We start from the raw sequence: 25,585 nt of genomic DNA on the forward strand, positions 1-25,585 counted from the left end.
TCCGTCACTTGCCGCGCAGCCGCGGGTGGATTGCGTTTTTCTTCCAGCTCAGCACCGGGTCGATTTCCCGGATCTCAAGCGACAGGGCGAAATGCGGCGTCTCGAACAGCGCGGCAAGGTGTTCGCTCACCGCGGAGAAGACGGCTTCGCCGGTGCGCTTCTTCTCCTCCGCGCTGCGCCCGATTCCGATGCGAAACGACATGTCGAGGAAGGCATTTTCCGGCAGCCTGTCGGCCACGGCGTAGGCCTCGGCGCGAAAAGCCCGCACCCGCACGGCACCGGTCTCGAACAGCCCGGTGTCCAGCACGGTGCGCAACACCAGCGCGCACAACTCGCCGATGTCGACCCTGGCATCGAGATTTGCCGAATACTCGATGGAGAAGTGAGGCACCGCGTTTCGTTCCTGGATTACTGCATTGTTGTAGTTAACGCGTTAATTACATGCGGCACCCGTGAAGTCAAGTCTTGCATCGGGCTTGGTGCGACGATACGGGATGGAAAGGTCGGGTTTTGGCGCCGCCGATGCTGGGCCGAAAGCCTGCTGCCAACCGCAAATAGTGGACACTTCTTCTTGCTGCCTGAAAACACCCGTCGTTCCCTGCCAATGGCGCTGCTGCACGCCCGCGAAGCGGTGATGGCGCGGTTTCGGCCGATGCTCGCGGCGCATGACGTGACCGAACAGCAATGGCGCGTGCTGCGCGTGCTGAGCGAGACCGGCCCGGTCGAGGCGACGGAGCTTGCCGATCGCGCATCGGTGTTGCCGCCCAGCCTGACGCGCATCATCAAGGCACTCGAGGGGCGCCGGTTCATCACCCGCAACAAGGCTGAGGGCGATGGCCGCCGCGTCGTGCTGACCATAGCTCCGGCCGGTTCCGCCCTGATCGATGCCCTCTCGCCCGAGCGGCGCGTCATCTATGACGAGATCGAACAGCGCTTCGGGCATGAGCGGCTTGAGCAATTGCTCGACCTGCTGGAGACGCTGATCGACGGCGAGAGCTGACCGCTCTCCGGTTCGTCGCAGCAGAACTTTCCATGGTCGCTTGCGTTAGCCGACCGCCTTTGCGATTAGCCGCAACGCCCATCACTTCGTCATCCACGGGCGGAGCAAGGAGCGAAGCGACGCGGCGCAGACCCGAGGATCCATGCCGGGACTCCTGAGCGCCGCCACGGTGCAGAATTCTGCTCCGCTGCATTCTTCGGTCGAGGTCCCGGCATGGATCCCAGGGTCTCCGCGACGGAGCTTCGCTCCTGCTTCGCCCAGGGATGACGAAGTCGGGGAGGCTTCGGCCAATCCCGAATGTTTGTGCAACGACACCAGATCCGCCTTCACCCGCCAAAGCTGCCAAGCCGCGTCGGCTGCGTATAGTTGCGGTCGACATAGAGCAGCGCCGAACCGCCGCTGCCGTGCCTGACGTCGATGACGCGTCCGATCATGACATTGTGCGTGCCGACGACATGCACATCCTCGATCTCGCAATCGAAATTGACGATCGCATCCGACAGCGCCGGCGTGCCGGAGGTCAGCGTCTGCCAGCGCGCCGCCGAGTAGCGGGCTTCCATGTCCCTGGTGGCCCCGGCGAACTTTCCCGCCAGATGCATGTGGTCATGCGTCAGCACGTTGACGCAGAAGCGCCGGTTGGACAGGAACATGGTCGCCTGCGCCGAACGCCCGTTCATGCACACCAGCAGCGTCGGCGGTTCGTCGGAGACGCTGCACATGGCGGTGGCGGTGAAGCCGCCGCGTCCCGCCGGACCGTCGGTGGTGACGATGTTGACCGGCGCGCAGACCCTCGCCATGGCGTCGCGGAAATCGGCTTTCGAAATCTGCGTGGCCATCTGGTTTCACTCAGCCGGCGAAGCAAGCGGATTGAACCAGGTATCGCCGGTCCAGCCATCCTCGTCATAGTCGGCCATGCAGGTGTCGACCAGCTCTTCCATCGCCTTCAGCCGGCCGCCGCGTTCGGCGCCCTTCAGCACCTGCAGCCGCACCTCTTCCGGCGCCCCGGCATAGTTGAGCTCGTAGAGCGCGTGGCGGCCGCCGAACTCGGTGCCGGTCGCGTCCCACAACAGCTTCATGATCTTGATGCGCTCGATATGGCCCATGTCGTTGGAGCCGCGCACATATTGCGCGAGATACTTGTCGATCTCGGGATTGTTGAAGTCGCGCACCGACGACGGCAGGTAGATCAGCCCCGACGCGATCACCCGGCGCACGGTGTCGATGACGCGCGGATAGGCTTCCGACATGAAGGTCCGGTAGGCAAGCGCCGCTTCGAGATTCGGTAGCACCGCGCCGTTCGCCCACGGGATCGGGTTGTAGGCCATGGCATTGGAAAAGCTCCAGAACATGTGCCGCAGCGCGATGACCTCGCCCAGCGCTGCCTGGTTGCCGCGGAAGGCGTCGCCGCCGGTGGCGCGCAGCGCCTTGGCCAGCAGGCCGGCGAGGAAGTCGAGCTTGACGGCGAAACGCGTGCAGCCCTGGAAACAATAGCCGTGCATGAAGCCGGAGGCCGGGTGGAACGACAGGATCTTTTGCGCGTCGCGCAGCACCAGCACGTCCTCCCAGGGGATGAAGACATTGTCGAGCACCAGGATCGCGTCGTTCTCGTCGAAGCGCGAGGACAGCGGATAGTCGAAGGGTGCCGCCACCGTGTTGGCCGTCTGCTCGTAGGAGACGCGGCAGAACATCTTTATCCCCGGCGCATTCATCGGCACGATGAACATCACCGACAGCGACGGATCCTCGGTCACCGTCGCCGAGCCTTGTGCCAGGAAATTATAGTGGGTCAGCGCCGAGGACGTCGCCACCACCTTGGCACCGGACACATAGATGCCGGCATCGGTCTCCTTGGTGATGTGGACGAAGACGTCCTTCACCTGTTCGGCCGGCTTGTGGCGGTCGATCGGCGGGTTGACGATGGCGTGGTTCATGAACAGCGCCGCTTCCTGGGCTCTGCTGTGCCACGACAGCGCGTTGTCCTTGAACGGCCCATACCAGTCGGCATTGGCGCCGAGCGTGTTCATCAGCGCCGCCTTGTAGTCGGGCGTGCGTCCCATCCAGCCATAGGACATGCGTGACCACTGGGCGATCGCCGTCTGCTGGGCGACAAGCTCGGCGGAGGACTTGGCAACGCGAAAATATTTGTGGGTGTAGCCGCCCGAGCCGGTGTCGGTCGGCGAGGTCAGCGCATCGCCCCGCCTGGCGTCATGCAGGGCGTCATAGAGGCGCGCCAGAGACCGCGCCGAATTGCGCATCGCCGGGTGCGTGGTGACGTCGGCTATGCGTTCACCGTTGATATAGACCTCGCGGTCGTCGCGCAGGCTCTCCAGATACTCGGCTCCGGTGAACGGGCGCCCCTTGTCGGCTCGGAAGTCTTCTGACCGCATGATGTTCCTCCTCTTGCGGCGACAACTGTAGCGCCTGGGCCAGGGATCGGTTATGGACGGAACGGCAAAACCGATTGGACTTTTTCCGGCGCCATGAGCCAGAATTCCATCCCCGACTTCTTCGTCTACGGCGAGCCGGTGCGGCCGCTCGATGTCGGTTTCCTGCATGTCGAGACGGTGCTTGCGCGCAGCAATATCCATCTTGGCCAGGTCGCCGCGCACAAGCATCCGCAGATGGGCCAGATCACCTTCTGGACCGGCGGCTCCGGCACCTACCGTATCGAGGACCGGTCCTGGGACTTTTCGGCACCCGCCGTCAGCTTCGTGCCGAGCAATGTCGTGCATGGCTTCTCGATCGGGCCCGGCACCGACGCGATTGTCGTGTCCGTCGCCGATGATGCCCTGGCCGCCATTGCCGGTCACAGCCTGCTGCCGCTGGACAGGCCGGTCTTTGCCGATGGCCTGCCGGGGCATGCCGCGTGGAAAAGGCTGGCGGCGGTGCTGGAGATGATCGCCGCCGAATACGCCGAGGCGCCAGCCGGCAACGACAAGGTCCTGCCGGCGCTGATTGCCGTCGCGCTCTCCCACATCGCCCGCCTCGGCCCTGAGGTGAAGGACTCCATGGTCTCTTCCGAGGCTTCGCTGGCGCTCGGCCTGCGTCGGCTCGTCGATATGCATTTCCGCGACAGCTGGCCGGTCGACCGCTACGTCGAGACGCTGGCCACGACGCCGCATCTGCTCGACAAGGCTGCCCGCGCCGTGCTGGGCAGCGGCGTCAAGCGGGTGGTCAGCGAGCGGCGGCTGCTGGAAGCCAAGCGGCTGCTGCTGTTCACAGTGCGCACGGTCGAGGACATCGCCTACGAGATCGGCTTCGACGATCCGGCCTATTTCTCAAGGGTCTTCCGCGCCCGGGTCGGCGAAGCGCCCGCCGCCTGGCGCCGCAAGCAGTTGCAGGGGCATTGATCGGAGGATGCGGACCTTACGGCCCGCATCCTGTTTGCGGCTAGCGCCCGGCGCGAGCCTGCTTGCGCCACGGCGCTGGGCTGCCAGTCGCCCGCCATGATGCAGCCATGGCCACTTTTTCGTGAAGTTGCGCGGGTTGATCCGTTCGCCTGTTTGCCTAGGTAAAAGGAGCGGCGGGCACCACGCTAATCCGACAAATCGGTATGACATTTTCCTGTATTCGAAAGCTTGCCCTTCCAGTTCTTTTCGTCGGCGTTTTGTGTTCCTGCGTCATTCCCGACGATACGTCGCGCATCGCCAAGGTTGACCCCACCGTGGCGGCGGCTCGCAAGGAGTTGGTCGGCCTCAGCGAAGCCGACGTTCGGATGTGCGCGGGGTTTCCAACCGCCACCGCGGACACTGGGCGATCGGGCCAGATCTGGACCTATAAGCGCGTCGTTCAGCGCGGCAATCTCAGCGTCGTCGTCCCAACCCTGGCGGTAGGCGCTATCCCGGCGGTCGGCGGCTCCGTCAATGTCGCTCCCGGCGGTTATTGCGACACGCAAATTCGCATGGTCGATGGCCGCGTCGCCGAAGTTGCCTACGCCGGCGACAACAATTTGCCGAACAGTCGCGACGCGCTTTGCATCAGCACGGTGGACGCCTGTGTTGCCTATGCCCGCCAACGCAGTCAAAGGCCGGCGGCCAGGTAGCTGGCGAGACAGCGATGGCAGGCAGTGGTGTTGCACGCGGCTATGCCTCGCCCCACCGGGCGCTGGCTGCGGGGTATTGTCATTTTGGGGGATGGTCGGCCCTGCTGGCCCTGCAGCGGCGGCGGCGGTCCGGCTCAGGAATAGCAGCCGCGCTCGATCGCCAGCCGGCGCACCAGCGCCAGCACGGCATCGATGGTGGGCGTCGGCTTGTCCGTCAGCCGGCCAAGTTCCTGCACGGCGCTCACCAGCGCGTCGATCTCCATCGGCCGGCCCCGCTCCAGGTCCTGCAGCATCGAGGTCTTGTGCTCTCCGACATCGCCGGCGCCCTTGATGCGCCGGTCGACCGCGATCGGGAAGCGCACGCCGAGGCTTTCACCGATCGCCTGCGCCTCCAGCATCATGGTGCGGGCAAGCGTGCGGGTCGCCTCATCGGCGACGATCGCCGCCAGCGTGCTGCCGGTCAGTGCCGAGATCGGGTTGAAGGAGAGATTGCCCCACAGCTTGACCCAGATTTCGCTTCGGATGTCGTCGCGGACCGGCACCTGCAAGCCTGCCTTGACCATCTCGTCGGCCAGACGCGTGACCCGTTCGCTGCGCTCGCCCGAGGGTTCGCCAAGCGAGAAGCGTTTGCCCTCGACATGACGGATGAGGCCGGGCGCGTCGACTTCGACGGCGGGGTAGACCACCGAGCCGATGACGCGCTGTGGCCCGATCCGCTCCCAGATCGCGCCGCCGGGATCGACCGCGTTCAACCTGGTGCCTTCGAGCGGCCCGCCGACGTCATGGAAATACCACCACGGAACGCCGTTCTGCATGGTGACGACGGCGGTGTGCTGCCCAAGCAGCGGCGCGATCTGGTCAAGCGCGGGGGTGAGGGAATGCGCCTTCAGCGCCAGCACCACATAGTCCTGGGCGCCAAGCTCTTCGGCCCTGGCGGCGGCCCGGACAGTAGCCACCGATTCCTGGCAGTCCTCGATCAGGCGCAGGCCATTTGCCTTGATCGCTTCCAGGTGCGCGCCGCGCGCGACGATCGAAAGCTCGGTCCGGCCGGCCATGGCGAGCTTGGCGGCGAGATAGCCGCCGATCGCGCCGGCGCCGAAGATGGTGATTTTCATCGTCAAAGTCCGAGTTTGGCGGCAAGCCCGATGCGCTGCAGCTTGCCGGTCGCGCCCTTGGGGATCTCGTCCAGGATCAGGACCTTGCGCGGCACCTTGAAGTCGGCGAGCCGCGTCGCGGCATAGACGCGGATATCACCCTCGGTGGCGGCCATGCCTTCGCGCAGCACCACTGCCGCCGCGACCTCCTCGCCAAGCTTGTCATGCGGCATGGCGAAGGTGACGACCTGCGCCACCGCCGGATGGTCCATCAGCACGTCGTCGACCTCGAGCGGCGAGATCTTTTCGCCGCCGCGGTTGATGATCTCCTTGAGCCGGCCGGTAACGCGCAAATAGCCGTCCTCGTCCAGCACGCCCTGGTCGCCGGTGTGGAACCAGCCATGCGCGAACGCCGTGGCGTTGGCGTCCGGGTTTTTCTCGTAGCCTGCCGTCACATTGGGTCCGCGAATGACGATCTCGCCGGTCTCGCCGGCTTTCAGCAATCGGCCGTCCGGCGCCATCACCGCCACCTCCGGTCCGGCGGAGGCACCGACGCTGCCCGGCTTGCGCTGGCCCGGCGGCAGCCGGTTCGACGCCATCTGGTGCGCCGCCTCGGTCATCCCGTAGGATTCGATCACCGGGCAGCCGAAGGTCGCCTCCAGCTCGGCCATCACCTGCGCCGGCAGCGATGCCGAGGACGAGCGGATGAAGCGCAGACGCGCTGCCGCCAGCGCCTCGGCGTTGCGTGCCGCCCTGGGCAGGATCGCCTGGTGCATCGTCGGCACCGCCGTGTACCAGCTCGGCCGCGCCTCGCTCAGCCACTGGAAGAAGCGCAGCGCGTTGAAGCCCGGCGTGCAGTAGATGCTGCCGCCGGCGGCCAATGAGGAGAGCACGGCCGCGATCAGGCCGTGGATGTGGAACAGCGGCATGATGTTGAGGCAGCGGTCATCGGCCATCAGGCCGAGCGTCGCGCCGATATGGGCGGCCGAGGCCGCGATGTTGGCATGGCTGAGCGGCACCAGCTTGGGCCGCGACGTGGTGCCGGACGTGTGCAGTAACAGCGCGATGTCGCCGTCCCGCGCCATGTCGGGCGCGGCCGGCGGCCCAATCGCCGCGCCCTCGATCGTAAAACTTCCGGCCGGTGCCTCGGGCAAAGCGACAAGCCGGAGCACGCCGATGCCGAGCCGCTCGGCCACCGTCACCGCCGGTCCGGTCTCGTCCTGCGCAACGAGGATCGCCTTGGCACCGATGTCGGTCAGGTAGAAATCGAGCTCGTCCGCGCGGTAGGCAGGATTGAGCGGCGCCGTCGAGGCGGCCGCGGCCACGGCGACGAAGGCGGTGGCCATCTCCGGACCGTTGGGCAGCACGATAGCCACCCTGTCGCCCCGGCCGATGCCGCGCGCATGCAGCGCGGCGGCCGTGGTGGCGATCAGGCTGCGCAACCCGCCATGCGTGAGCGTCGCCCTGTCCGGTGCCGAAATCGCCGGCGCATCATCCGCCCCTGCAACGAGGCGGCGGGAAAGCTCTGTGGGATTTGCAATATTGGTCATGATCACCGACTGGATTTCGAACGACTACTGGCGGAAGCTCGGCTGATGGGCTTGCCTCGATGTGGATACGCCATTGGACAACGGATCGCTTCAGTAGCCAAGCGCCAAACCGTCCTTGCGCGGATCGGAGGCGCCGGTCAGCGTTCCCTTCTCCCAGTCGATCAGCACCGCTTGCCCGCCGCCCAGCGGGTGATGCGGTTCGGCGATGCGATGGCCGCGCCGGCGCAGGCCCTCGACCGCCTCGGCGGAAACGCTGCGTTCGGCCTCCACGATATCATCATTGTAGAACACCCTGGGCGCATCCAGCGCCTGTTGCGGGTCCATGCCGAAGTCGATCATGTTGGTCAGCAGGTGGACATGCCCGAACGGCTGGTAGCCGCCGCCCATCACGCCGAACGGCATCACCACGCGGCCGTTCTTCGTCGCCATGCCGGGCATGATCGTGTGCATCGGCCGCTTGCCGGGCGCGATCGCGTTCGGGTGCGCGGGGTCGAGGCGGAAGCTCGTGCCGCGGTTCTGCAGCACGACGCCGCTCTTCGGGCCGACGACGCCGCTGCCGAACGAATAATAGGTCGAGTTGATGAAGGAGACCGCGTTGCGGTCGCGGTCGACAATGGAGATGTAGACCGTGTCGCTGCCGGGCAGGTCGAGGCGTGGCAGGTGCATCATGGCGCGCTCGCGGTCGATTTCGGCATGCAGCCGGTCGGCATAGGCGGCGGACAGAAGCTGCTTCACCGGCACCGGGACATGCTCCTGGTCGCCGACGAAGCGGTCGCGGTCGCGATAGGCCAGCCGTCCCGCCTCGATCTCCAGATGCAGGCGCTCGGCGCCATTGGGGTCGAGCCCGCCGAGCTTGAAACCCGACAGCACATTCAGCATCAAAAGTGCCGTCAGCCCCTGGTTGTTCGGCGGCATCTGGTGAATGTCGTGGCCGCCATAGGAGGTGCTGACCGGCGCCACATAGTCGCCTTTGGTCGCGGCGAAATCCTCGAGCGAATGAAGCCCACCCAGTGCATTGAGCCGGCTGACGATATCGTCGGCGACGGCGCCTTCATAGAATCCGGCGCGGCCCTGCCTGGCGATGATCCGCAAGGTGGCCGCCAGTTCCGGTTGCCGGTGGACGTCACCGGCCTTCGGCGCTTTGCCGCCCGGCAGGAAGATGCGCGCGGCATGCTCGTCGGCCGACAGGTCGGTTTCCGGTTCGGCCCAGTCGAAGGCGACGCGGTCATGCACGACATAACCGTTTTCGGCATAATGGATGGCCGGCGCCAGCGCATCGGCAAGGCCTTTGCGGCCATGGTCCTCCAGCAATCGGGTCCATGCATCGACGGCACCAGGCACGGTGACCGCATGCGGGCCCTGCAGCGGGATGCGGTCGAAGCCCTTTTCCAGATACCAGTCGACCGTCGCTTTGGCAGGCGCCCGGCCGGAGCCATTGAAGGCCAGCACGTCGCCTTGTCCCGCCGGGCAGTAGAGCACGAAACAATCGCCGCCGATGCCGGTCGATTGCGGCTCGACCACCGCCTGCACGGCGGCGGCGCAGACCGCGGCATCCATGGCATTGCCGCCGGAGCGCAGCATGTCGATCGCGGCAAGCGTCGAAAGCGGGTGCGACGTGGCGGCAACCGCTTCCGTGGCACGAACCGGCGAGCGGCCGGGAAACTGGAAATCACGCATTCTGTCTGGGTATCCCATGGTCACTTGAAGCGAATTGGTCACTCGAAATCAATGCCGCCGCCCGAACATCTGCCCAACCGACAACAGCACGACCGACAGCACGATCAGGCAGGTCGAGATGGCGGCGATCGTCGGGTCGATCTGGTCGCGCAGCGCATTGAACATGCGGCGCGTCAATGTCGTCGTCTCGCCGCCCGATATGAACAGCGAAACCACCACTTCGTCGAAGGAGGTGATGAAGGCGAACAGCGCGCCGGAGACGATCGAGAAGCGGATTTGCGGCATCGTCACCTGCCAGAACGCGGCGACGCGCCCGGCACCGAGGCTGCGCGCCACGCGTTCCTGGTTCATGTCGTAGGAGCGAAGCCCCGACAGCACGGTCAGCACCACCAGCGGCAAGGCCTGCACCGTGTGCGCGATGACCAGGCCGGTCAGCGTGTTGTTGAGCCCGATCCGCGCATAGAGGAAGAAGGTGCCGATGCCGATCAGGATCACCGGAACGATCAGCGATGCCGTCAGCAGCGCGTTGATGGTGCAGTTGAAGCGCAGCGTGCCCCGATTGATCGCATAGGCGGCGACGGTGCCGAGCGGCGTCGCCACCAAGGTCGTCATGATCGCCACCTTGACCGAGACGATGGTGGCGTCGCGCCACTCCAGCGACTGGAAATAGGTCTGGTACCAGCGCAGCGACCATTGCTGCGGCGGGAATTGCAGCAGCGTCGAATCCGAAAACGACATGATGACGATGATGATCGACGGCGCGATCAGGAACAGAAGCACGAGGCCGCTGAGCGCATAGAGCCACAGACGTTGCCGGTGCGAGATCGGCAGGCCGATATCTCCACTCATCGCGAACTCCAAACACCGGTGGCGCGCGCGCCGAGCAGCCATTGGAACAGGCCGAGAAGCGCCAGCGTGACCACCAGCAGCACCACGCCAAGGGCCGCTCCGGCTCCCCAGTTGGAATAGAGGCTGGTGGTCTGCTCCATGCGCATCGCCCACATGACCACCTTGCCGCCGCCCATCAGCGCCGGCGTGACGAAGAACCCCAGGCACAGCACGAAGACGATGACAACGCCCGAGGCGAGGCCGGGCAGCGACAGCGGAAAGAAGATCTGCCGGAAGGTGGCGACCGGGCCGGCGCCGAGGTTCATCCCGGCGCGCAGGCAGTCGCCATCGATGGTCTTCATCGAGGCATAGAGCGGCAACACCAGGAATGGCAGCAATATGTGCGTCATGCCGATGACGACACCCGACAGGTTGTTGGCCAGCGACAGCGGCTGGCTGATGACGCCGAGGTCGATCAGCCAGCTGTTGATCAGGCCCTTGCGCTGCAGGATCACCAGCCAGGCATAGGTGCGCACCAGAACCGATGTCCAGAACGGCAGGATGACGAAGATCAGGCAGATCGACGCCGCCCGGCGCGGCAGTTGCGACAGCATGTAGGCGAGGGGATAGCCGAGCAGGACGCAGGCGCCTGTGACGATGAAAGCGACCTTGAAGGTGGTGACGAAGGTCTTGATGTAGGAGGCCTGCTCGAAGAAGCGCGCATAATTGGCCGCGCTGAAAGTGCCGGCCTCGTCGAACAGCGACAGCCAGAACAGCCAGCCGATCGGCACGACGATGATGGCGAAGACCAGGAACAGGCTTGGCGACAGCAACGCCAGCAGCCGCAGCGACTCGCGCCGCGCGTCGGCGCGCAGCGACTGCGCGTTCAGATCGCCGGCAGGTTCGGGGAAGGCGGATTGCGCGTTCATCCGTCTGATGCCACCAGGATGGTATCCTGCGCATCGAGGCCGAGGCTGATCGGCTGGCCGGGCGCGGGCATTCTGGCCAGCACGTCGCTGCGGCAATAGTCGCGCAACGTCAGCTGGCGGCCGTCGCGCAGCGTCGCGTAGCAGACGAAGCTGTCGCCCTGGTAGATGATGTCACTGAGCGTCGCATTGAGCACATTGACGCCGCTTGCCGGCTCGGCGTTTGCGAGCAGCCGCAGCTTTTCCGGCCGCACCACCATCAGGTGCTGGCCCGCCGCCGGCGCCGGCGCCGCGGTATGGATCCGCCGGTCCTCATACCAGACCGAACCATTGCGGCATTCGACCGGAAGAAAGTTCGATTCACCGATGAAGCCGGCTACAAACCGCGTCTTTGGCGTGGCGTAGAGGATTTCGGGCCGGTCGAGCTGTTCGATGCGGCCGCCGTTCATCACCGCGATGCGGTCCGACATGGTGATGGCTTCGCGCTGGTCATGCGTGACATAGACCGTGGTCATGCCGAGCCGGCGATGCAAGGCGCGCAGCTCGATCTGCATGTGCTCGCGCAGGCCCTTGTCGAGCGCCGACAAGGGCTCGTCCATCAGCACGATGCGCGGCTCGAAGACGATGGCGCGCGCCAGCGCCACGCGCTGGCGCTGGCCGCCGGAGAGCTGGTCGACCCGGCGCTCGCCCAGGCCCTGCAGCTTGACCAGATCCAGCGCCTTCGCGACGCGCTCGGCCGTCTCGGCGACCGCGACGCCGCGCTGCTTCAGCGGAAAGGCGATGTTGTGGAAGACGTTCATATGCGGAAACAGCGCATAGTTCTGGAACACCATGCCGATGTTGCGCCTGTGCGGCGGCGTCGTGATGATCTCGTCGTCACCGACCTTGATCGAGCCGCCATTGGCCCGCACAAAACCGGCCAGGATCATCAGCAGCGTCGTCTTTCCGGAGCCGGAAGGCCCCAGCAGCGTCAGGAACTCACCGGCCTCGACATCGAGGTTGAGGTCGCGCAGCACCGCTACGCTGCCAAATCGTTTCTCGATCCGGCGCATGCCGATCGGCAGCGCGGATGGCGCAATGGACAAGATCATCGTCTCCTGGGCAGGGGCGGCAGAAGCAGGGCGAGCGGTTGCGCCGCCCTGCCGTGATTTTGAGTTCCGGTCGCAGCCTATTGCTGGACCAGATTGTTGAACTTTTCCGTCGCTTCCACCAGAGTGTCGCGCCAGAACTCGGCATCCTGCAGCACCTGCTTCTTGACGTTTTCGGGCGCCGAATTGATGTCCTTGATCCTCTCCTGCGGGATCTTGCCGGTCTGGAACGCCTTCTCGTTCACCGGGCCGTTGTCGACATAGAGCGGCAGATTGGCCTGCAATTGCGGGCTGACGAACATCGCCAGCGCCTTCATCGCGGCTTCCTTGTTCTTGGCGCCTTTGGGGATCACCATGCAGTCGGCGGTGAGAACACCCTGGTCGAACGAGAAGCTGACCGGCGCGCCTGACTTCTTAAGGGTGCCGGCGCGGCCGTTCCAGATGCTCGCCATGTCGACTTCGCCATCCTTCACCAGCTGCATGGCCTGGGCGCCGGAGGTCCACCAGGCGTCGACATGGCCGCGGATCTTGTCGACCGATTTCAACGCGCCGTCGATATCGACCGGATAGACCTTGTCGATCGGGATGCCCTCGGCGAGCGCGGCGACGCTCAGCGTCTCGGTCGCCTGGCTGCCGCTCAGCGCGCGCCGTCCCGGAAATTTTTCCACGTTCCAGAAATCGGCCCAGGTCTTCGGGCCCTTGTCGCCGAAGACATCGGTCCGGTAGATGAGCACGACCGAGGTGTAGGAAATGCCGACCCAGTCGTCATGGACCAGCTTCGGGTTGATGCCGCTCTTGTCGATGATGCCGTAGTCGAGCTTTTCGAACAGGCCTTCCTTCGAGCCGCGCGCGCATTCGTCGGCGCCCAGCTCGGTGATGTCCCATTTGACGGCATTGCCGCTCACCTGCAGCCGCACGTCGTCGAGGCCGTTGGTGGTGTCTTCCTTGATGGTGATGCCGAGCGCGTCGGCGGTCGGCTTGAAGAACGCCTTGGTCTCCGCCTCCTGGTAGGTGCCGCCCCATGAGGCGACGGTGATGGTATCGCCCGCCATGGCGGGGGCCGCGAGCGACGCCATGAGGGCGGCAACCGCGACAACGCTAACGTTTCTGGTCATGTTCATTTTCGGCTCTCCAACCGGTGTTCCCATTGTTTTTGATTTCGCATGCTATCTTGTATACAATTTTGAGTGTAACCTAGCGATCGATGATGTCAACACCGGCCGCGTGATCGAATTTCGATCCGGTCAAGGCGGTGGGGGACGGCTTCGCCGGGGCGTGGCAAATTGCGCCGACTGCGACTACAGCTTTGTGTGTTCCGGCTGGAAGACCGGAGAACTGGGGACGGAACCTTGGCCAAGGAAACCAAAAATACGCTGCGCGACTCGGTCTATTCCTCGCTCAAGGCGATGATCGTGACCGGCCAGATTCAGCCGGGCTCGCGCGTCACCGAAAACGACATCGCCGCGAAGCTGAATGTCAGCCGCACGCCGGTGCGCGAGGCCTTCAACCGGCTCGAACGCGATGGCCTGGTCACCGGCAGGCCGCGCCAGGGCTATGTCGTCACCGAGTTCGACATCAGCATGTTCCGCGAGGCCTTCGAGATCCGCGAACTGCTCGACGGCCATGCGACGGAGCTGGCCGCGGCCGCGGCGACCGAACAGGACAAGGCGCGGCTGCGCGCCATGCTGGCCGAATGCGAGCGGCTGGCCGCCATTCCGGATCGCACCACGAGGGAAAAATTCCAGGAGCTCGAGGTCGGCATCGACCTGCATCGCGTCATTGCTGAGATCAGCGGCAATGTCATGCTGCACGGCATGCTGTGCGGCATCCTCGACAAGTGCCAGCACTATGTCTGGACGGAGCTGTTGTGGCTGGACGAATGGAAGATCGCCCGCGACGAGCATGCCGAGATCGTCGATGCGATCTGCGCCGGCGACGCCAGCCGCGCCGGCACCCTGGCGCGCGCCCATGTGCGCGGGTCGCGCGACAATGTGCTGCGCCTGCTGCAGGCCAAGTCGGACTACCAGAGTTTCCTGGCCAAGGCGTCTTGAGCGGGCCGGGAGGCCTGAACACCGCCGCCTGCCGCCAACTCAGCCCTGATGACAAGCGCCTTTGGGCCTTCAGCCCTTGCGCTCCTGGAGGCTGTTGCCGCCGTCGACCACCAGCACGGCGCCATTGACATAGCTGGCGCCTTCCGACGCCAGGAACATCACCGCCGCGGCGACTTCATCCGGCCGCCCGGCCCGCGCCGGCGGCGTATGCAGGGCCGCGGTTCGCTCCATCTCGCTCGACGAACCCGTTTCGATCCAGCCGGGGGCCACGGCGTTGGCAGTGATGCCGTGTCTTGCCACTTCGAGCGCCAGCGTGCGCGTCAGGCCGACCATGCCGGCTTTGGCGGCGGAATAGGCTGATGTGCCTTCGAAAGACACCAGCGGCCCGGTGACCGACGCCACGTTGACGATGCGCCCGTAGCCCGCTTCGACCATCGCTGGCAGAAACGCCCGGGTGACCAGAAACGCGGTCTTCAGGCTGACGTCGATCCCTCGGTCCCAGTCGGCCTCGGTCATGGCGAGGAACGCCTTGTCGACCGATGGCGATGCCAGCGAGCCCATGCCGGCATTGTTGACCAGGATATCGACCGCGCCGACATCAGCCCGCAGCCGCTCGACATCGGCGGCGATGGTGAGGTCGGCGACCGCGGCAGCGGCATCGATGCCCTCCGCACGAAGCTCGGCGGCGCGATCGAGCACCCGCGCGCTGGCGCCGGTGAGGACAACGGCATGGCCGGCATGGCCGAGTTGCCGGGTAATGGCAAAGCCGATGCCGTCGGCCGCGCCGGCCCCGGTGATCAGCGCACGCTTGATGCTGGCAGGGGATATGGTCAAATCAGGCTCCGTTGATCGCAATCAACGCACCATAGTCTATGAATGGATTTGGCGCGCCGGAGGAGATGAAACTGGTACTGCTGTGTTATTTTGGCACCTATCAGTTCTGACAGGTTCGGCCATTGCACAGAATGTTGGCGCACCGGTCGCCAGCCACTGCGCGAACGGCAGATTCGAACCGGAGGCTCAAATGTCAGTTGTCGAGGAAGAAGCTTCGCCCGCGATCCCTTCACATCCTGAGGAAATCAAGTCGGTTTTCGACCTGCGCTTGGGCAAGCATGTTACCTTGCAAGGCAGTGCCAGGATAACGCCGGCAGGCGTGATCAGCGCCGGTATCGCGGTCGCCGTGATGATGCTTGCGACGGGTTATCTTGCCTCCTCGACCAGGCGTCGCAGGCAATAGGCGAGAGCCATCTGACGCGGACTGTCAGCTTTCAGGATGACCGGGAAAGAAAGCCGCTCCTTGCGTCCAGCGTAGTGCGGCCCGATTTGCGCCGAAATCTGTCGGTCCGCTTTCGAAACACACAGTGGCTGAAGCGGACATTCGGCAACGACCCGATGTCAGTCCTGGTACTGGCTCGAACGCCTCCACAAACTCAATGACGTCCGGTCCGCCCCGTCGGTTCACTACGACGGCTTTCATCGCGATGCCTCCCTAGCCGCCTTCTCGATCAGCCGCGCGACAGGTCCGGGGTTCGAGACCATCGCCACATGCGAGGCGCCTTTGATCACGACGGTATCCCGCGAGTGAGCCCGTGCGGCCATGAAGGCGGAAGCTTGCGCCGGGATGTTCTTGTCCTCGTCGCCGTAGATGAACCATGACGGTACGGTCTTCCATGCCGCCGCAGTCTGGGTCTCGTTCAGCGCCGCTTCCGTGATGGGTCGCTGCGTGGCGGCCATCAGTTTTGCCTCAGGGCCGGAAACGTCTGCCGCGAACTGGTCGTGGAACTTGTCCTGCCGGATGTAGAGATCCTTCCCTCCGCCTGATAGCGGAACGGGCGGAGCAAGAGTGGGCGCAAGCGTGCTGCCTGGAAACTTGCCCGCGAGCCCGGCGGCCGTCTCGCCGACGTCCGGCGCAAACGCCGCAACATAGACCAGCGCTTTGACATTGGAGTGGGGGTCGGCGGTTTCGCTGATGACCGATCCGCCATAGGAATGCCCGACCAGAACGACAGGCGATCCAATGCCGGACACAATATCGGCAACGTATTGCGCGTCATTGGCGACGCCCCGCAAGGGATTGGCGGCAGCCACAACAGGATAGCCGTCCTTCTCGAGGATTTTGACGACGCCGTTCCAGCTCGACGCGTCGGCGAACGCACCATGAACCAGAACAATAGTGGGCTTAAGGATAGCGGGCTTTTCGGCCCCCGCGTAAGCGTTGCTGAATACCGCCATGGCGAATGCCAATCCTACCAGCAGTCTTTTCATCTCATATATCCTTTCAACGGTTTCGATCGGTGTGGTCTTTGTTGCGGTGGACGCAATGCTAAAAAGGGGACATTTCAGAGGGTTCCTGGGCTGAACCTGCGGCCGTCCTCCTGCGGAAAGCCCGTCGAGATGCTCAACCCGAGGACTCCCGCAAGCTCGTTCAGGGGTTCTGCTTCCTCAGCCGGCGCGATCAGTTCCCATTGCCGATATCCCTCGGGGATCGTGACGCCATAAATCGGCGACGCAGCCTGCGGCTTCGCATAGCCATTTGCTCCGGCCATCGCTGCGAACACGGATAACGCAACGATCGCACACACATGGCAGGAAGTGGAGAGGTTTCATCGGAAAGCCTGACAGCTCGTCAGAACTTGTCGACGTCGATGACCGCCTGCGCAAAGGCCTGCGGGGCCTCCTGCGGCAGGTTGTGGCCGATGCCGCCCGAGATCAGTCTGTGTTCGTATTTGCCGGAGAACTTCTTGGCGTATTTTGCCGGATCGGGATGCGGCGCGCCGTTTGCGTCGCCTTCCATCGTAATCGTCGGCAGATCAATCGTCGGAAACGCCGCCAGCTTCTTTTCCAAAGCATCATATTTCGGCTCGCCCGGCGCCAGACCGAGTCGCCAGCGATAGTTGTGGATCGATATGGCGACGTGGTCGGGATTGTCGAATGCGGCAGCGGAGCGTTCGAAGGTGGCGTCGTCGAAAGCCCATTTCGGCGAGGCAAGTTCCCAGATAAGGCGGGTGAAATCCCGAGTGTATTTCTCATAACCCGCTCGCCCCCGTTCAGTGGCGAAGTAATATTGATACCACCATTGCAATTCGGCCTTCGGCGGCAGCGGCGCCTGGTTCAACGCCTGACTGCCGATGAGATAGCCGCTGACCGACACCATGGCCTTGCAGCGCTCAGGCCAGAGCGCGGCGATAATGTTGGCCGTCCGCCCGCCCCAGTCGTAGCCGGCGACCACCGCTTTCTGGATGTTCAGCGCATCCATCAAGGCGACGATATCGGACGCAAGCGCCGCCTGCTGACCGTTTCTTGGCGTTGCGTCCGACAGGAACCTCGTCGTGCCGTAACCGCGCAGATATGGCACGATGACCCGGTACCCCGCGTCTGCAAGCAGCGGCGCGACATCGACATAGCTGTAAATGTCATAGGGCCATCCATGCAGAAGGATGAGCGGGGGGCCATCCGCAGGACCGTCGTCGGCATATCCGACGCTCAGCACACCGGCGTCGATCTGCTTCATTGAGGAGAACGAGGTCCGTGGCTTCAGCGTGCGGGAAGCGGTTGTTTCCGTCGCGACGCCTTGCGCCTCCGCTATCCCGATCGCACCGAGTTGCGCTGCGGCGACCGTTGCGGCAGCGACGCCGAAGAGGCGACGACGATGATGGTCGATTTTTTCCGGGGTTTCGAATGTGTTCATTGGTGCACCGCTTTGTTGTGACGGGAATGCGTCTCGCCGATCGATCAAAGTGATCGGTGGGCTAGATCAGGTTGATTGCGACTTCGATGTTGCCGCGCGTAGCCTTCGAGTAGGGGCAAGTCTGATGCGCTGCATCCACAACAGCCTGGGCAATGTCGCGGTCGAGCCCCGGCACGCTCACATTGAGGCGCGTGCCGAGGAAGAAGGCGCCGTCGGCAACGTTCAGATCCACTTCCGCATCGATCACGAGACTAGCTGGCAGTATGATGTTCATCTTGCGGGCAGCGATTGCCATCGCGCCCTCGAAGCAGGCTGACCAACCGGCCGCAAACAGCTGCTCCGGATTGGTGCCGCCGCCTGGGCCGCCGGGCGTGGAGAGCCTGATGTCCAGTCGGCCGTCGGAACTGCGCGACGTGCCATCCCTGCCGCCCGTGGTGCGAACTTTGGCCGTATACAATAGCTTTTCAGATTGAGTCATGATTTGGGTGTTCCTTGCAAAAGGCACTTCGAAGATCGATGGGAAAATTGGCGCGTACTTTCGCTATCGACGAGCGCGCAAGCACACTGAAGGGCTTGCGGCCGACGCAAGTTTCGCGGCATCAGCGATAACGACAGTGCAGGGATGATCATTTTCCATGGGCCCGTCAGCAGAAGTTCTTGCTGCTTCGACACGTAGAGAAGGATCGGCAGGAGCACCCGTTATGCACTGTGATGCGGTGTTAGCGCTCGCCAGTGACCGCACACTTGGAACTGGCCTTGGCTGCTATCACGTCCTGCCTCAAATCGTCGCTCCGGAGCGACGAAATGGGACTTTCTGCGACATAGGTCCTGGACCTGGAAGCAAGAATTTGCCCAGCAATGAGGATGCAATGAAAGAATGACATCATGATATTGCCAGCTGCGCAGACGAGCGACAGGATATCGTTTGGTCCCTTCACGTTGGCGGCGGGCGAAAGGCTGCTGCTGCGGCAAGGGGTGCCTGTCAATCTAGGCGCGCGCTCTTTCGATATACTGGCAGCTTTGGCTGCGCGTCCCAACGAGATCGTCAGCAAGAAGGATCTGCTGGCTCACGTCTGGCCCGACGTCACCGTCGAAGAAGGCAGTTTGCGGTTTCACATCGCCAACCTCAGAAAGGCGTTAGGCGACGGCAAGGACGGCGCGCGCTATATCGCCACCCTGACGGGACGGGGCTACTGCTTTGTGGCACCGGTCTCGCGATCGGGTAGTCAAAACAATGTTCAAAGGGAGGTCGTCGCCAGCTATCCACAGGCCAATCTGCCAAGCCGCCTGATCCGGATGGTCGGCCGGACTGATGACACCGTCGCACTTTCGACTCAACTGGCCGGCACGCGTTTCGTCACGATCGTTGGCACAGGCGGTGTTGGCAAGACCACTGTTGCAGTGGCGGTAGGCCATGATCTAGTCGAGGCATTCGCGGGAGCTGTGCATTTCGTCGACCTCGGGGCGCTGAGTGATCCCAGGCTGGTTGCGCCGACCGTAGCCTCGATGCTGGGGCTATCACTTCAGTCCGACGACGCGACGTCCAGTCTGATCGCCTATCTTGCGGACAAGCGAATCCTTCTGATCTTCGACACCTGTGAGCATGTCATCGACGCAGCGGCAGACCTGGCGGCCCGCATCTTCGCTTCTGCACCGCAAGCTCACCTGCTGGCAACGAGCCGCGAGCCTCTTCAGGTCGAAGGCGAGTACGTCTACAAGCTGGCGCCGCTTGCATGCGCGCCCGACGATCTGGAACTCACCGCTTCCATGGCGCATAGCTTCCCGGCGACCCAGCTGTTCCTGGAACGCACCGCGGCGAGCGGTGCTTTGCTCGACCTCCAAGATACGGATGCCGCCACCGTGGCTGGCATCTGCCGCAAACTCGACGGCGTGCCGCTCGCGATCGAACTGGCGGCTGGACGGGTTGCGAGCTACGGCCTGCAGAAAACCGCGGAACTTCTCGACGAACGGCTGACGCTGTTGTGGGCGGGGCAACGTACCGCGCCGCCGCGGCAGAAGACCCTCCAGGCCACTTTGGACTGGAGCTACGGACTACTATCCGAGTTCGAGCGCCATCTGCTTCGTCGGCTCGCGGTATTCGTTAGCCATTTTTCGATTGAGGCCGCTCTGGAAGTCGCGACGAGCGCAACCGTCGACGACGCTCTCGTGTTTGGCGCTGTCGATAGTCTTGTTGCCAAGTCGATGGTGGCGGCAAGGCCTGCCGGAGCAACGATGCGTTACCGGCTGCTCGACACGACGCGGGCCTACGCCCTCCACCTCGACGTCGACGATGCCGAGCTCGCGGGCCTGGCAGAACGTCACGCGACCCATTACCTGCGCTGGCTGGAGGAAACGGGAGAAGAGTGGCCTACCTTGTCGAGCGCCGCGCAACGGTCGCTTCACCTGGCGGGCCTGGCCAATGTGCGAGCGGCTCTGGACTGGTGCTTCGGGCCCGGCGGGAACACTGAAGTCGGCATCCGCCTGGCCGCCGGGGCGGCTCCTGTTTTTCTGTCGATGTCTTTGCTCACCGAATGTCATCGCTGGACGGCGCGGGCGGTCCTTGCCCTCGACGACGCTACTGGCGGCGGATCGGACGAGATGCGTCTACAGGCCGCCTTGGGGGTGTCCCTGATGTACACCCGTGGCGGAAAAGACGCGGCGCGCGTGGCCTTGAACAGAAGCCTTGCCATTGCAGACCGGCGTGGCGACGCGCGCGATCAGCTTCAGATTCTCGGCCCGTTGCAGCAGTTCTACCTGCGCAGGGGAGAATTCAGGGCTGCGTTGCACCATGCGGATCGCTGTTCCGTCATCGCCGGAACCCTTGAGGACACTGTTTCCACCACTTTGGCGCACTCCCTGATGGGGATCTCACTTCATCTCTGCGGGGAGCTCGGGCGTGCCCAGACCGCGCTCGAAGCGGCGCTGCGATACGGACCGCGCTCCGACCGGACCACGACGAACTATCTTGGCTTCGACGGAAGGATTCTGGCCGGGTCAATTCTGGCAAGGACGCTCTGGCTGCAAGGCCATCCGGATCTGGCCGTATTGCGCGCGCAGCTGACGGTCGAGGAAGCGGAAGTCCTAAACCATCCCCTGACGCTCTCCATAGCACTTATCTGGGCGATTTCCGTGCTGCTCTGGGTCGGAGACCTAAAGCGTGCGGAGGAATATATCGATCGTCTTTTCACCCGCGCCGAATCTCATGCCCTCGGACCCTATCTCGCCCTGGCTCGCGCCTTCAAAGGGGAACTCGCCACTCGTCGAGGCAATGCAAGCAGCGGTGTCGAAAGCCTTCGATCCTGTCTTGCCGAGCTTCACGCCGCCCCCTACGAACTGCTCACCACGCCGCTCAACATCTCGTTCGTTCAGGGCCTCGCGGCGACAGGCCGATCCGTGGAAGCGCTTTCACTGACCGAGGAGACGATCCAGCAGGTCGAGGCAAATGGCGATCTTTGCTACATGCCGGAACTGCTGCGTGTGAAGGGCAACCTTGTTCTCGCGGCCTCGCAACCGGGCGCCGACGAAGAAGCAGAACTCTGTTTTCGGCGGTCGTTGGAGCTCAGCGATCGTCAGGGCGCGCGAGCATGGGAGTTGCGGACCGCAGTCGACCTTGCTTCCCTGCTGTCCGCTCGCGGACGACACGAGGCCGCCCGAGCACTTCTCCAGCCAATTTTCGCGCGATTTGGGGAGGGCTTGGAGACAGAAGACCTGCAGTCAGCAGCGCGCATGCTGGCAACGCTGAACTAGGCTAGACTAGCAACATGCGCCCGCAATCCTTGGAAACTTGGCGCGCCCGAAGAGCTTCGAACTCCTGACCTCTCGGGGGCGCCGGCGCCTTCTCCTAGAAGGCGATCGAACGATCGATGTTGCTGACCGATAGGAGAGACGTGGTCCAGCATGGTGCTCTCCTTTGTGTCAGATTGTAGCCGCCCGCGACTTCGATGTTCTGGGCGTTGATCCAACGGCTCTCCGCGGATAGCAGGCCGGCGACGATCACCAACTTGACCGCGCGACCAGGCTGGTGATCGTCACAGCCACGTAACACAATTCGATCACTTTCTTGTTTGCGTTTTTCTGTAATTGGTACACGATATACTCAATTGCCAAATGAATGCGGAGCGCGGCGAGACCCAGTCTGTTCTGAGTGAAATTGACCTGCTTCGCGTGAAAGTCATTCACCTCGCGAGAGGCGAACGATATTCTTGACTCGGAAATTCACTGCGACCAACAATCAGGAAGGGTGGATGCGCGATGCATATCAACCATAGAGGCAACGGGGCGGCCCTGCGCCTATGCCGCTCTTTCGGCGCCCTTTTGTTCCTCGCACTTTCACTCTCGCCAGCTTTGCCGGCCGAAATCGCGGGGCAGGGTCAGCAGGGCACTCCGGTCACATGCTCGAGCGGATTTCTGCCGGCCTCGGGCGCGCTGAACAGTCCGCCCGACCTTCTGGTCGACGGCGAATGCCACGTCAAACCCAACCAGACATACATCTTCGCCGACGTAAACGTTCTGGACAAGGGGCGGCTCGTCTTCGACGAACTCGATCAGGTGGTTAAACCCACGGCCACCCACTTCTGGGCTCAATCGATGCTCGTCGAGAATGGCGGGACGGTCGTCGCCGGGTCATCGAGACAACCCTACGGGATCTATGGCGGCGTCCTGACGATCCATCTCTATGGCGCCGACAGGAACACGACGGGTCCGGCACTCGGTGCCCTGTGCCGGACGGTCGAGAATTCCGAGACCGGCCCGTGCGGCATTCCCGCCTCCGTCTGGAGCGACAATGGCAAGACGAAGCTTGTTCTGCCGGGCGACGTCCCGGACTTCTTCTACCGCTACGGGCCGCTGCACGGCGACGGCAAATGCTCCGACGGCTCGGTCTGGTCGGGCGAGGCGCCCTGCGACGACAAGGGCAAGCAAGTCGGGTATTTCGGCTACAAGGTCCTCGCCGTCTCCTATGGCGGAAGCCTCGAGCTCTGGGGCGCGAAAGGCTCCTGCAACTCGCTCGGCTGCTCCAATCCGCAACTGACGCATCCGAGTTGGACCCGGCTGGAAGGATCGGTTGCGGCAGGCGGCGGCGCGGGGTCGAACGATCCGCTCGTCGTCGCGGGCCCGAGCAACGACCATCCGGAGAACCTGCATGTCGAAGCCGGCGATCAGATCGTCGTGACGACGACCGATTATCTGCCCGGTCATTCCGAAACCTTCGTTGTCGAGGCGGCCAGCACGGGCGACGGTCCCGCCGGACAGTGGCTCGAGAAGATCCGGGTCGATCACGGCGCTGCCTGGCCTCACAACGGCGAGCGCTACATGCTCACCGATAGGCTGGCGCTGTCGCAGGGGCGACTCGATCTCGACCCCGATCTCGTCAAGAACGGCGTCGAGACCCGAGCCGCCGTCGCCATCCTGAACCGCAGCATCCGGATCGTCTCCGGAGGCGACGCGCCGGGCGACGAATTTCCGAACTCGACCCCAGAGAACCCTTGTGTCGCCCAAGACCAGAAAGGCCCGTGTTATTCGCTCGGCGGTCAAGTCGTGTTCCGGCAGGGGTTCAAGGCGGTTCACGTCAAGGGAGTCGAATTCCAGCAGCTCGGGCAGGGTGGACGGATGGCGCACTATCCGGTCCATTTCCACATGGCCCGCCAGACCCCGGCGGGAACCTTCGTGCAGGATTCGTCGATCAACGAATCGATGACCCGCTGGATCGTGCTTCACTCCACGCAGGGCGTCCTGCTTGCCGGCAATGTCGGGTACAAGTCGATCGGCCATGGCTTCTATCTCGAGGACGGCACCGAGACCGACAACAAGTTTTACGGCAATCTCGGCATCCTCGCCCGCGCCGCGGTGGCCAATGCTCAAAATCCGCGGTTGATCCCGGGCATCCTCGCCGCCAATGAAGACACCAAGCGCGTCGCGGAATTCCCCTTCCTGACCGATTCCGCTTATCCCACCGTGTTCTGGATCGCAAACGGCTGGAACGAGTTCATCGGCAATATGGCGGCCGGCGCCACGGCCTGCGGATCGGCCTACTGGTTCGTTCCGGCCTGGAACAGCGACATGCCGGACGTGATGACGTCGGACAACAGCCCCGATCACCGCCACATGAAGTGGTCCGGCTATGCCGGCCTGCAAAAGGACGGCGGTTTTCGGGGCGCGACGCCGCTCAAGGCCTTTGTCGGCAATTTCGCCACCTCGACGATGATGTCCTTCCAGACCACCGGCGACGCGCCGGCTTGCTCGGGCGTCGTCACGCCTTCGCACGGCACTCCGGCGAACCCCGCGCGGGCGAGCGCGCCCACCAACCTCCTCGTCGCGGTCCGCAGTCTCGCGCCCGATCCGAACGACAATGAAGCGGAGGATCACTACTATCCGCATGCGGTCGGCGGAAATCGGCACGCAACCGCGTGCAACAGGAACGACGACGGAACCTATGACTGCGACGGCGTCGCCTTCTGCGATCCGAGCCACACCGAACATTGCGCGGTGACCGTCATCGACAAGTTCACCTCGATGTTCCACTGGGCCCAGCACAATGCCGCGGCCATCTGGCTGCGCAACCAGTGGTATCTCGTCGCCAACAGCGTGCTGTCGGACGTTCAGAACGGCGGCCTGACCTTCATCACCGGCGGCGATTACACGCATGCGTCCGTGATCCGGGGCTATTGGGCTCTCGCGCGCAAAAGCGTTTTCATCGGTCATTCCCAGCCGCAGGACGACGCCCATTCCTATGCGCTGGACGCCGGGCCGTTCAACGCCAGTTCGAAGTTGCGTTGCGACTGGCAAGAGGCCGGCATGGCGCCGAGCAACTATTGCCTCAGCGCGAAGGATGGTATTTCCATACCGCTGGTCAATTTCGACGTGGGCCAGCGCCTCTTCAACATCTACGATGGTCCCGCCTATCAGGATTCCAACGCCTTCCTCGACATCACGAAATCAAACTGTGCCGTGACCGGATCGGGTACTGATCCGGGCTGCATGTACGGCTCGGGCGTCGTCGCGGGCGTGACGAAGGATCCGGCGAACGGCCAATGCTATCTGCCGAACGCGGCCATCGCCTGGAAGCAGAACAACGGCTTCTTCTATCCGCCCGCCTTTCATTCGACGAACCTGTATTTCAGCAACGTCGACATCCGTCATTTCGTATTCGATCCCCTGTTCCAGGCGCCTAATGGCGTGACGGGGAAACAGGATTTCGGCCAGGGAGGCACTTATCTCACGGCGACCACGGGCCCGAACGCGGTGACGAATTTCTACTGCACGTCGACGTCGACCATGTTCGACGGCTGGAGCGGGATCGACCGGCAGACGGAACTCACCGACGACGATGGTTCGCTGACCGGGCTCGTGAGCTCGAAGCCCGGCGGGGAAACGATCTCGATCAACGAGGACCAATATTTCAACGCCAGGCTCGAAACCTCGGAATGCAAATCGAACCTGAGGGTCAGTCCCTCGCTGGTGTGTCCGCAAAAGCCGCCGCCGCCGGCTCCGGCGCCCTCGACCGCGAAGACGAGCCCTTATGACTATGTGGCGACCGTGATCGCGCCGGAATGCTCGCAGAATCCGCCGCCCGATCAAGGTCAGCCGTTCGGCCGCTGCGGAGACTCGCACGATCTCGGCCAGGGAGGCGAATGGTCGAGCGAG

General features: G+C 63.8%; 22 protein-coding genes and 1 pseudogene. 7 read left to right on the top strand and 16 right to left on the bottom strand.

Annotated features, from left to right (window positions below; translation table 11 throughout):
- Nucleotides 1–4: 4 nt before the first annotated feature.
- Nucleotides 5–391 (bottom strand): 5-carboxymethyl-2-hydroxymuconate Delta-isomerase, encoded by a 387-nt coding sequence (locus tag ACFSQT_RS13435; RefSeq protein ID WP_379019269.1) that lies wholly within the window; start codon nt 389–391, stop codon nt 5–7.
- A 213-nt stretch (nt 392–604) separates the two neighbouring features.
- Here ACFSQT_RS13435 and hpaR point away from each other — a divergent pair, with 213 nt between their 5' ends.
- Nucleotides 605–1,000, top strand: coding sequence for a homoprotocatechuate degradation operon regulator HpaR (gene hpaR / locus ACFSQT_RS13440; RefSeq protein WP_379019436.1), 396 nt, complete (start codon nt 605–607; stop codon nt 998–1,000).
- Nucleotides 1,001–1,326: 326 nt separating this feature from the next.
- Here the strand turns inward: hpaR and ACFSQT_RS13445 are convergent, their stop codons facing one another.
- Together ACFSQT_RS13445 and ACFSQT_RS13450 are read right to left on the bottom strand one after the other, a co-directional pair.
- Nucleotides 1,327–1,836 (bottom strand): flavin reductase, encoded by a 510-nt coding sequence (locus tag ACFSQT_RS13445; RefSeq protein ID WP_379019271.1) that lies wholly within the window; start codon nt 1,834–1,836, stop codon nt 1,327–1,329.
- A gap of 6 nt (nt 1,837–1,842) precedes the next feature.
- Nucleotides 1,843–3,387, bottom strand: coding sequence for a 4-hydroxyphenylacetate 3-hydroxylase N-terminal domain-containing protein (locus ACFSQT_RS13450; RefSeq protein ID WP_379019273.1), 1,545 nt, complete (start codon nt 3,385–3,387; stop codon nt 1,843–1,845).
- A 93-nt stretch (nt 3,388–3,480) separates the two neighbouring features.
- Between ACFSQT_RS13450 and ACFSQT_RS13455 the strand changes: the two genes are divergently transcribed.
- Complete coding sequence (locus ACFSQT_RS13455; RefSeq protein ID WP_379019275.1) at nt 3,481–4,350, top strand: helix-turn-helix domain-containing protein; 870 nt, start codon at nt 3,481–3,483, stop codon at nt 4,348–4,350.
- Nucleotides 4,351–4,553: 203 nt separating this feature from the next.
- The gene (locus ACFSQT_RS13460) at nt 4,554–5,042 is read left to right on the top strand and encodes a hypothetical protein (RefSeq protein ID WP_379019277.1); all 489 of its coding nucleotides are present in this window, start codon (nt 4,554–4,556) and stop codon (nt 5,040–5,042) included.
- Nucleotides 5,043–5,176: 134 nt separating this feature from the next.
- Here ACFSQT_RS13460 and ACFSQT_RS13465 read toward each other — a convergent pair whose 3' ends face one another.
- From ACFSQT_RS13465 to ACFSQT_RS13495, 7 genes are all read right to left on the bottom strand, one after another.
- Nucleotides 5,177–6,157: a 2-dehydropantoate 2-reductase gene (locus ACFSQT_RS13465; RefSeq protein ID WP_379019279.1), complete on the bottom strand. Its 981-nt coding sequence runs from the start codon at nt 6,155–6,157 to the stop codon at nt 5,177–5,179.
- Nucleotides 6,158–6,159: 2 nt separating this feature from the next.
- Entirely contained in the window at nt 6,160–7,686 is a 1,527-nt protein-coding gene (locus tag ACFSQT_RS13470; RefSeq protein ID WP_379019281.1) for an acyl--CoA ligase, read from the bottom strand.
- A 90-nt stretch (nt 7,687–7,776) separates the two neighbouring features.
- Complete coding sequence (gene ggt / locus ACFSQT_RS13475; protein WP_379019283.1) at nt 7,777–9,363, bottom strand: gamma-glutamyltransferase; 1,587 nt, start codon at nt 9,361–9,363, stop codon at nt 7,777–7,779.
- A 48-nt stretch (nt 9,364–9,411) separates the two neighbouring features.
- Nucleotides 9,412–10,212 (bottom strand): ABC transporter permease, encoded by an 801-nt coding sequence (locus tag ACFSQT_RS13480; protein WP_379019285.1) that lies wholly within the window; start codon nt 10,210–10,212, stop codon nt 9,412–9,414.
- The gene (locus tag ACFSQT_RS13485; RefSeq protein WP_379019287.1) at nt 10,209–11,120 is read right to left on the bottom strand and encodes an ABC transporter permease; all 912 of its coding nucleotides are present in this window, start codon (nt 11,118–11,120) and stop codon (nt 10,209–10,211) included. Before ACFSQT_RS13485 ends, ACFSQT_RS13480 begins: the two co-directional genes overlap by 4 nt.
- Complete coding sequence (locus ACFSQT_RS13490; protein WP_379019438.1) at nt 11,117–12,202, bottom strand: ABC transporter ATP-binding protein; 1,086 nt, start codon at nt 12,200–12,202, stop codon at nt 11,117–11,119. Before ACFSQT_RS13490 ends, ACFSQT_RS13485 begins: the two co-directional genes overlap by 4 nt.
- An 83-nt stretch (nt 12,203–12,285) precedes the next feature.
- Nucleotides 12,286–13,326, bottom strand: coding sequence for an ABC transporter substrate-binding protein (locus tag ACFSQT_RS13495; protein ID WP_379019289.1), 1,041 nt, complete (start codon nt 13,324–13,326; stop codon nt 12,286–12,288).
- A 228-nt stretch (nt 13,327–13,554) separates the two neighbouring features.
- Here ACFSQT_RS13495 and ACFSQT_RS13500 point away from each other — a divergent pair, with 228 nt between their 5' ends.
- The gene (locus ACFSQT_RS13500; protein ID WP_379019291.1) at nt 13,555–14,256 is read left to right on the top strand and encodes a GntR family transcriptional regulator; all 702 of its coding nucleotides are present in this window, start codon (nt 13,555–13,557) and stop codon (nt 14,254–14,256) included.
- Nucleotides 14,257–14,325: 69 nt separating this feature from the next.
- Here the strand turns inward: ACFSQT_RS13500 and ACFSQT_RS13505 are convergent, their stop codons facing one another.
- On the bottom strand, nt 14,326–15,090 hold the full coding sequence (locus ACFSQT_RS13505) for an SDR family oxidoreductase (RefSeq protein WP_379019293.1): 765 nt from the start codon (nt 15,088–15,090) through the stop codon (nt 14,326–14,328).
- Here ACFSQT_RS13505 and ACFSQT_RS13510 point away from each other — a divergent pair.
- A complete protein-coding gene (locus tag ACFSQT_RS13510; RefSeq protein ID WP_379019295.1) occupies nt 15,083–15,493 on the top strand; it encodes a hypothetical protein in 411 nt (136 codons plus the stop codon). The two genes, ACFSQT_RS13505 and ACFSQT_RS13510, sit on opposite strands and share 8 nt — an antisense overlap.
- A gap of 236 nt (nt 15,494–15,729) precedes the next feature.
- Here ACFSQT_RS13510 and ACFSQT_RS13515 read toward each other — a convergent pair whose 3' ends face one another.
- From ACFSQT_RS13515 to ACFSQT_RS13530, 4 genes are all read right to left on the bottom strand, one after another.
- Complete coding sequence (locus ACFSQT_RS13515; RefSeq protein WP_379019297.1) at nt 15,730–16,521, bottom strand: alpha/beta fold hydrolase; 792 nt, start codon at nt 16,519–16,521, stop codon at nt 15,730–15,732.
- A gap of 74 nt (nt 16,522–16,595) precedes the next feature.
- On the bottom strand, nt 16,596–16,814 hold the full coding sequence (locus ACFSQT_RS13520) for a hypothetical protein (protein ID WP_379019299.1): 219 nt from the start codon (nt 16,812–16,814) through the stop codon (nt 16,596–16,598).
- A gap of 68 nt (nt 16,815–16,882) precedes the next feature.
- A complete protein-coding gene (locus ACFSQT_RS13525; protein WP_379019301.1) occupies nt 16,883–17,944 on the bottom strand; it encodes an alpha/beta fold hydrolase in 1,062 nt (353 codons plus the stop codon).
- Nucleotides 17,945–18,005: 61 nt separating this feature from the next.
- On the bottom strand, nt 18,006–18,422 hold the full coding sequence (locus ACFSQT_RS13530) for an organic hydroperoxide resistance protein (protein ID WP_379019440.1): 417 nt from the start codon (nt 18,420–18,422) through the stop codon (nt 18,006–18,008).
- A gap of 407 nt (nt 18,423–18,829) precedes the next feature.
- On the opposite strand from ACFSQT_RS13530, the gene ACFSQT_RS13535 reads away from it, so the two are divergent.
- Together ACFSQT_RS13535 and ACFSQT_RS39820 are read left to right on the top strand one after the other, a co-directional pair.
- Entirely contained in the window at nt 18,830–21,691 is a 2,862-nt protein-coding gene (locus tag ACFSQT_RS13535; RefSeq protein WP_379019303.1) for an ATP-binding protein, read from the top strand.
- A gap of 1,563 nt (nt 21,692–23,254) precedes the next feature.
- Nucleotides 23,255–23,929: pseudogene (locus ACFSQT_RS39820) on the top strand (hypothetical protein); the annotation flags it as partial.
- Nucleotides 23,930–25,194: 1,265 nt separating this feature from the next.
- On the opposite strand, the gene ACFSQT_RS13545 reads toward ACFSQT_RS39820, so the two are convergent.
- Entirely contained in the window at nt 25,195–25,344 is a 150-nt protein-coding gene (locus ACFSQT_RS13545; RefSeq protein WP_379019307.1) for a hypothetical protein, read from the bottom strand.
- Nucleotides 25,345–25,585: the final 241 nt, after the last annotated feature.

Origin of the sequence: Mesorhizobium calcicola (assembly GCF_042682105.1) — a bacterium.
Classification (GTDB): domain Bacteria; phylum Pseudomonadota; class Alphaproteobacteria; order Rhizobiales; family Rhizobiaceae; genus Mesorhizobium; species Mesorhizobium calcicola.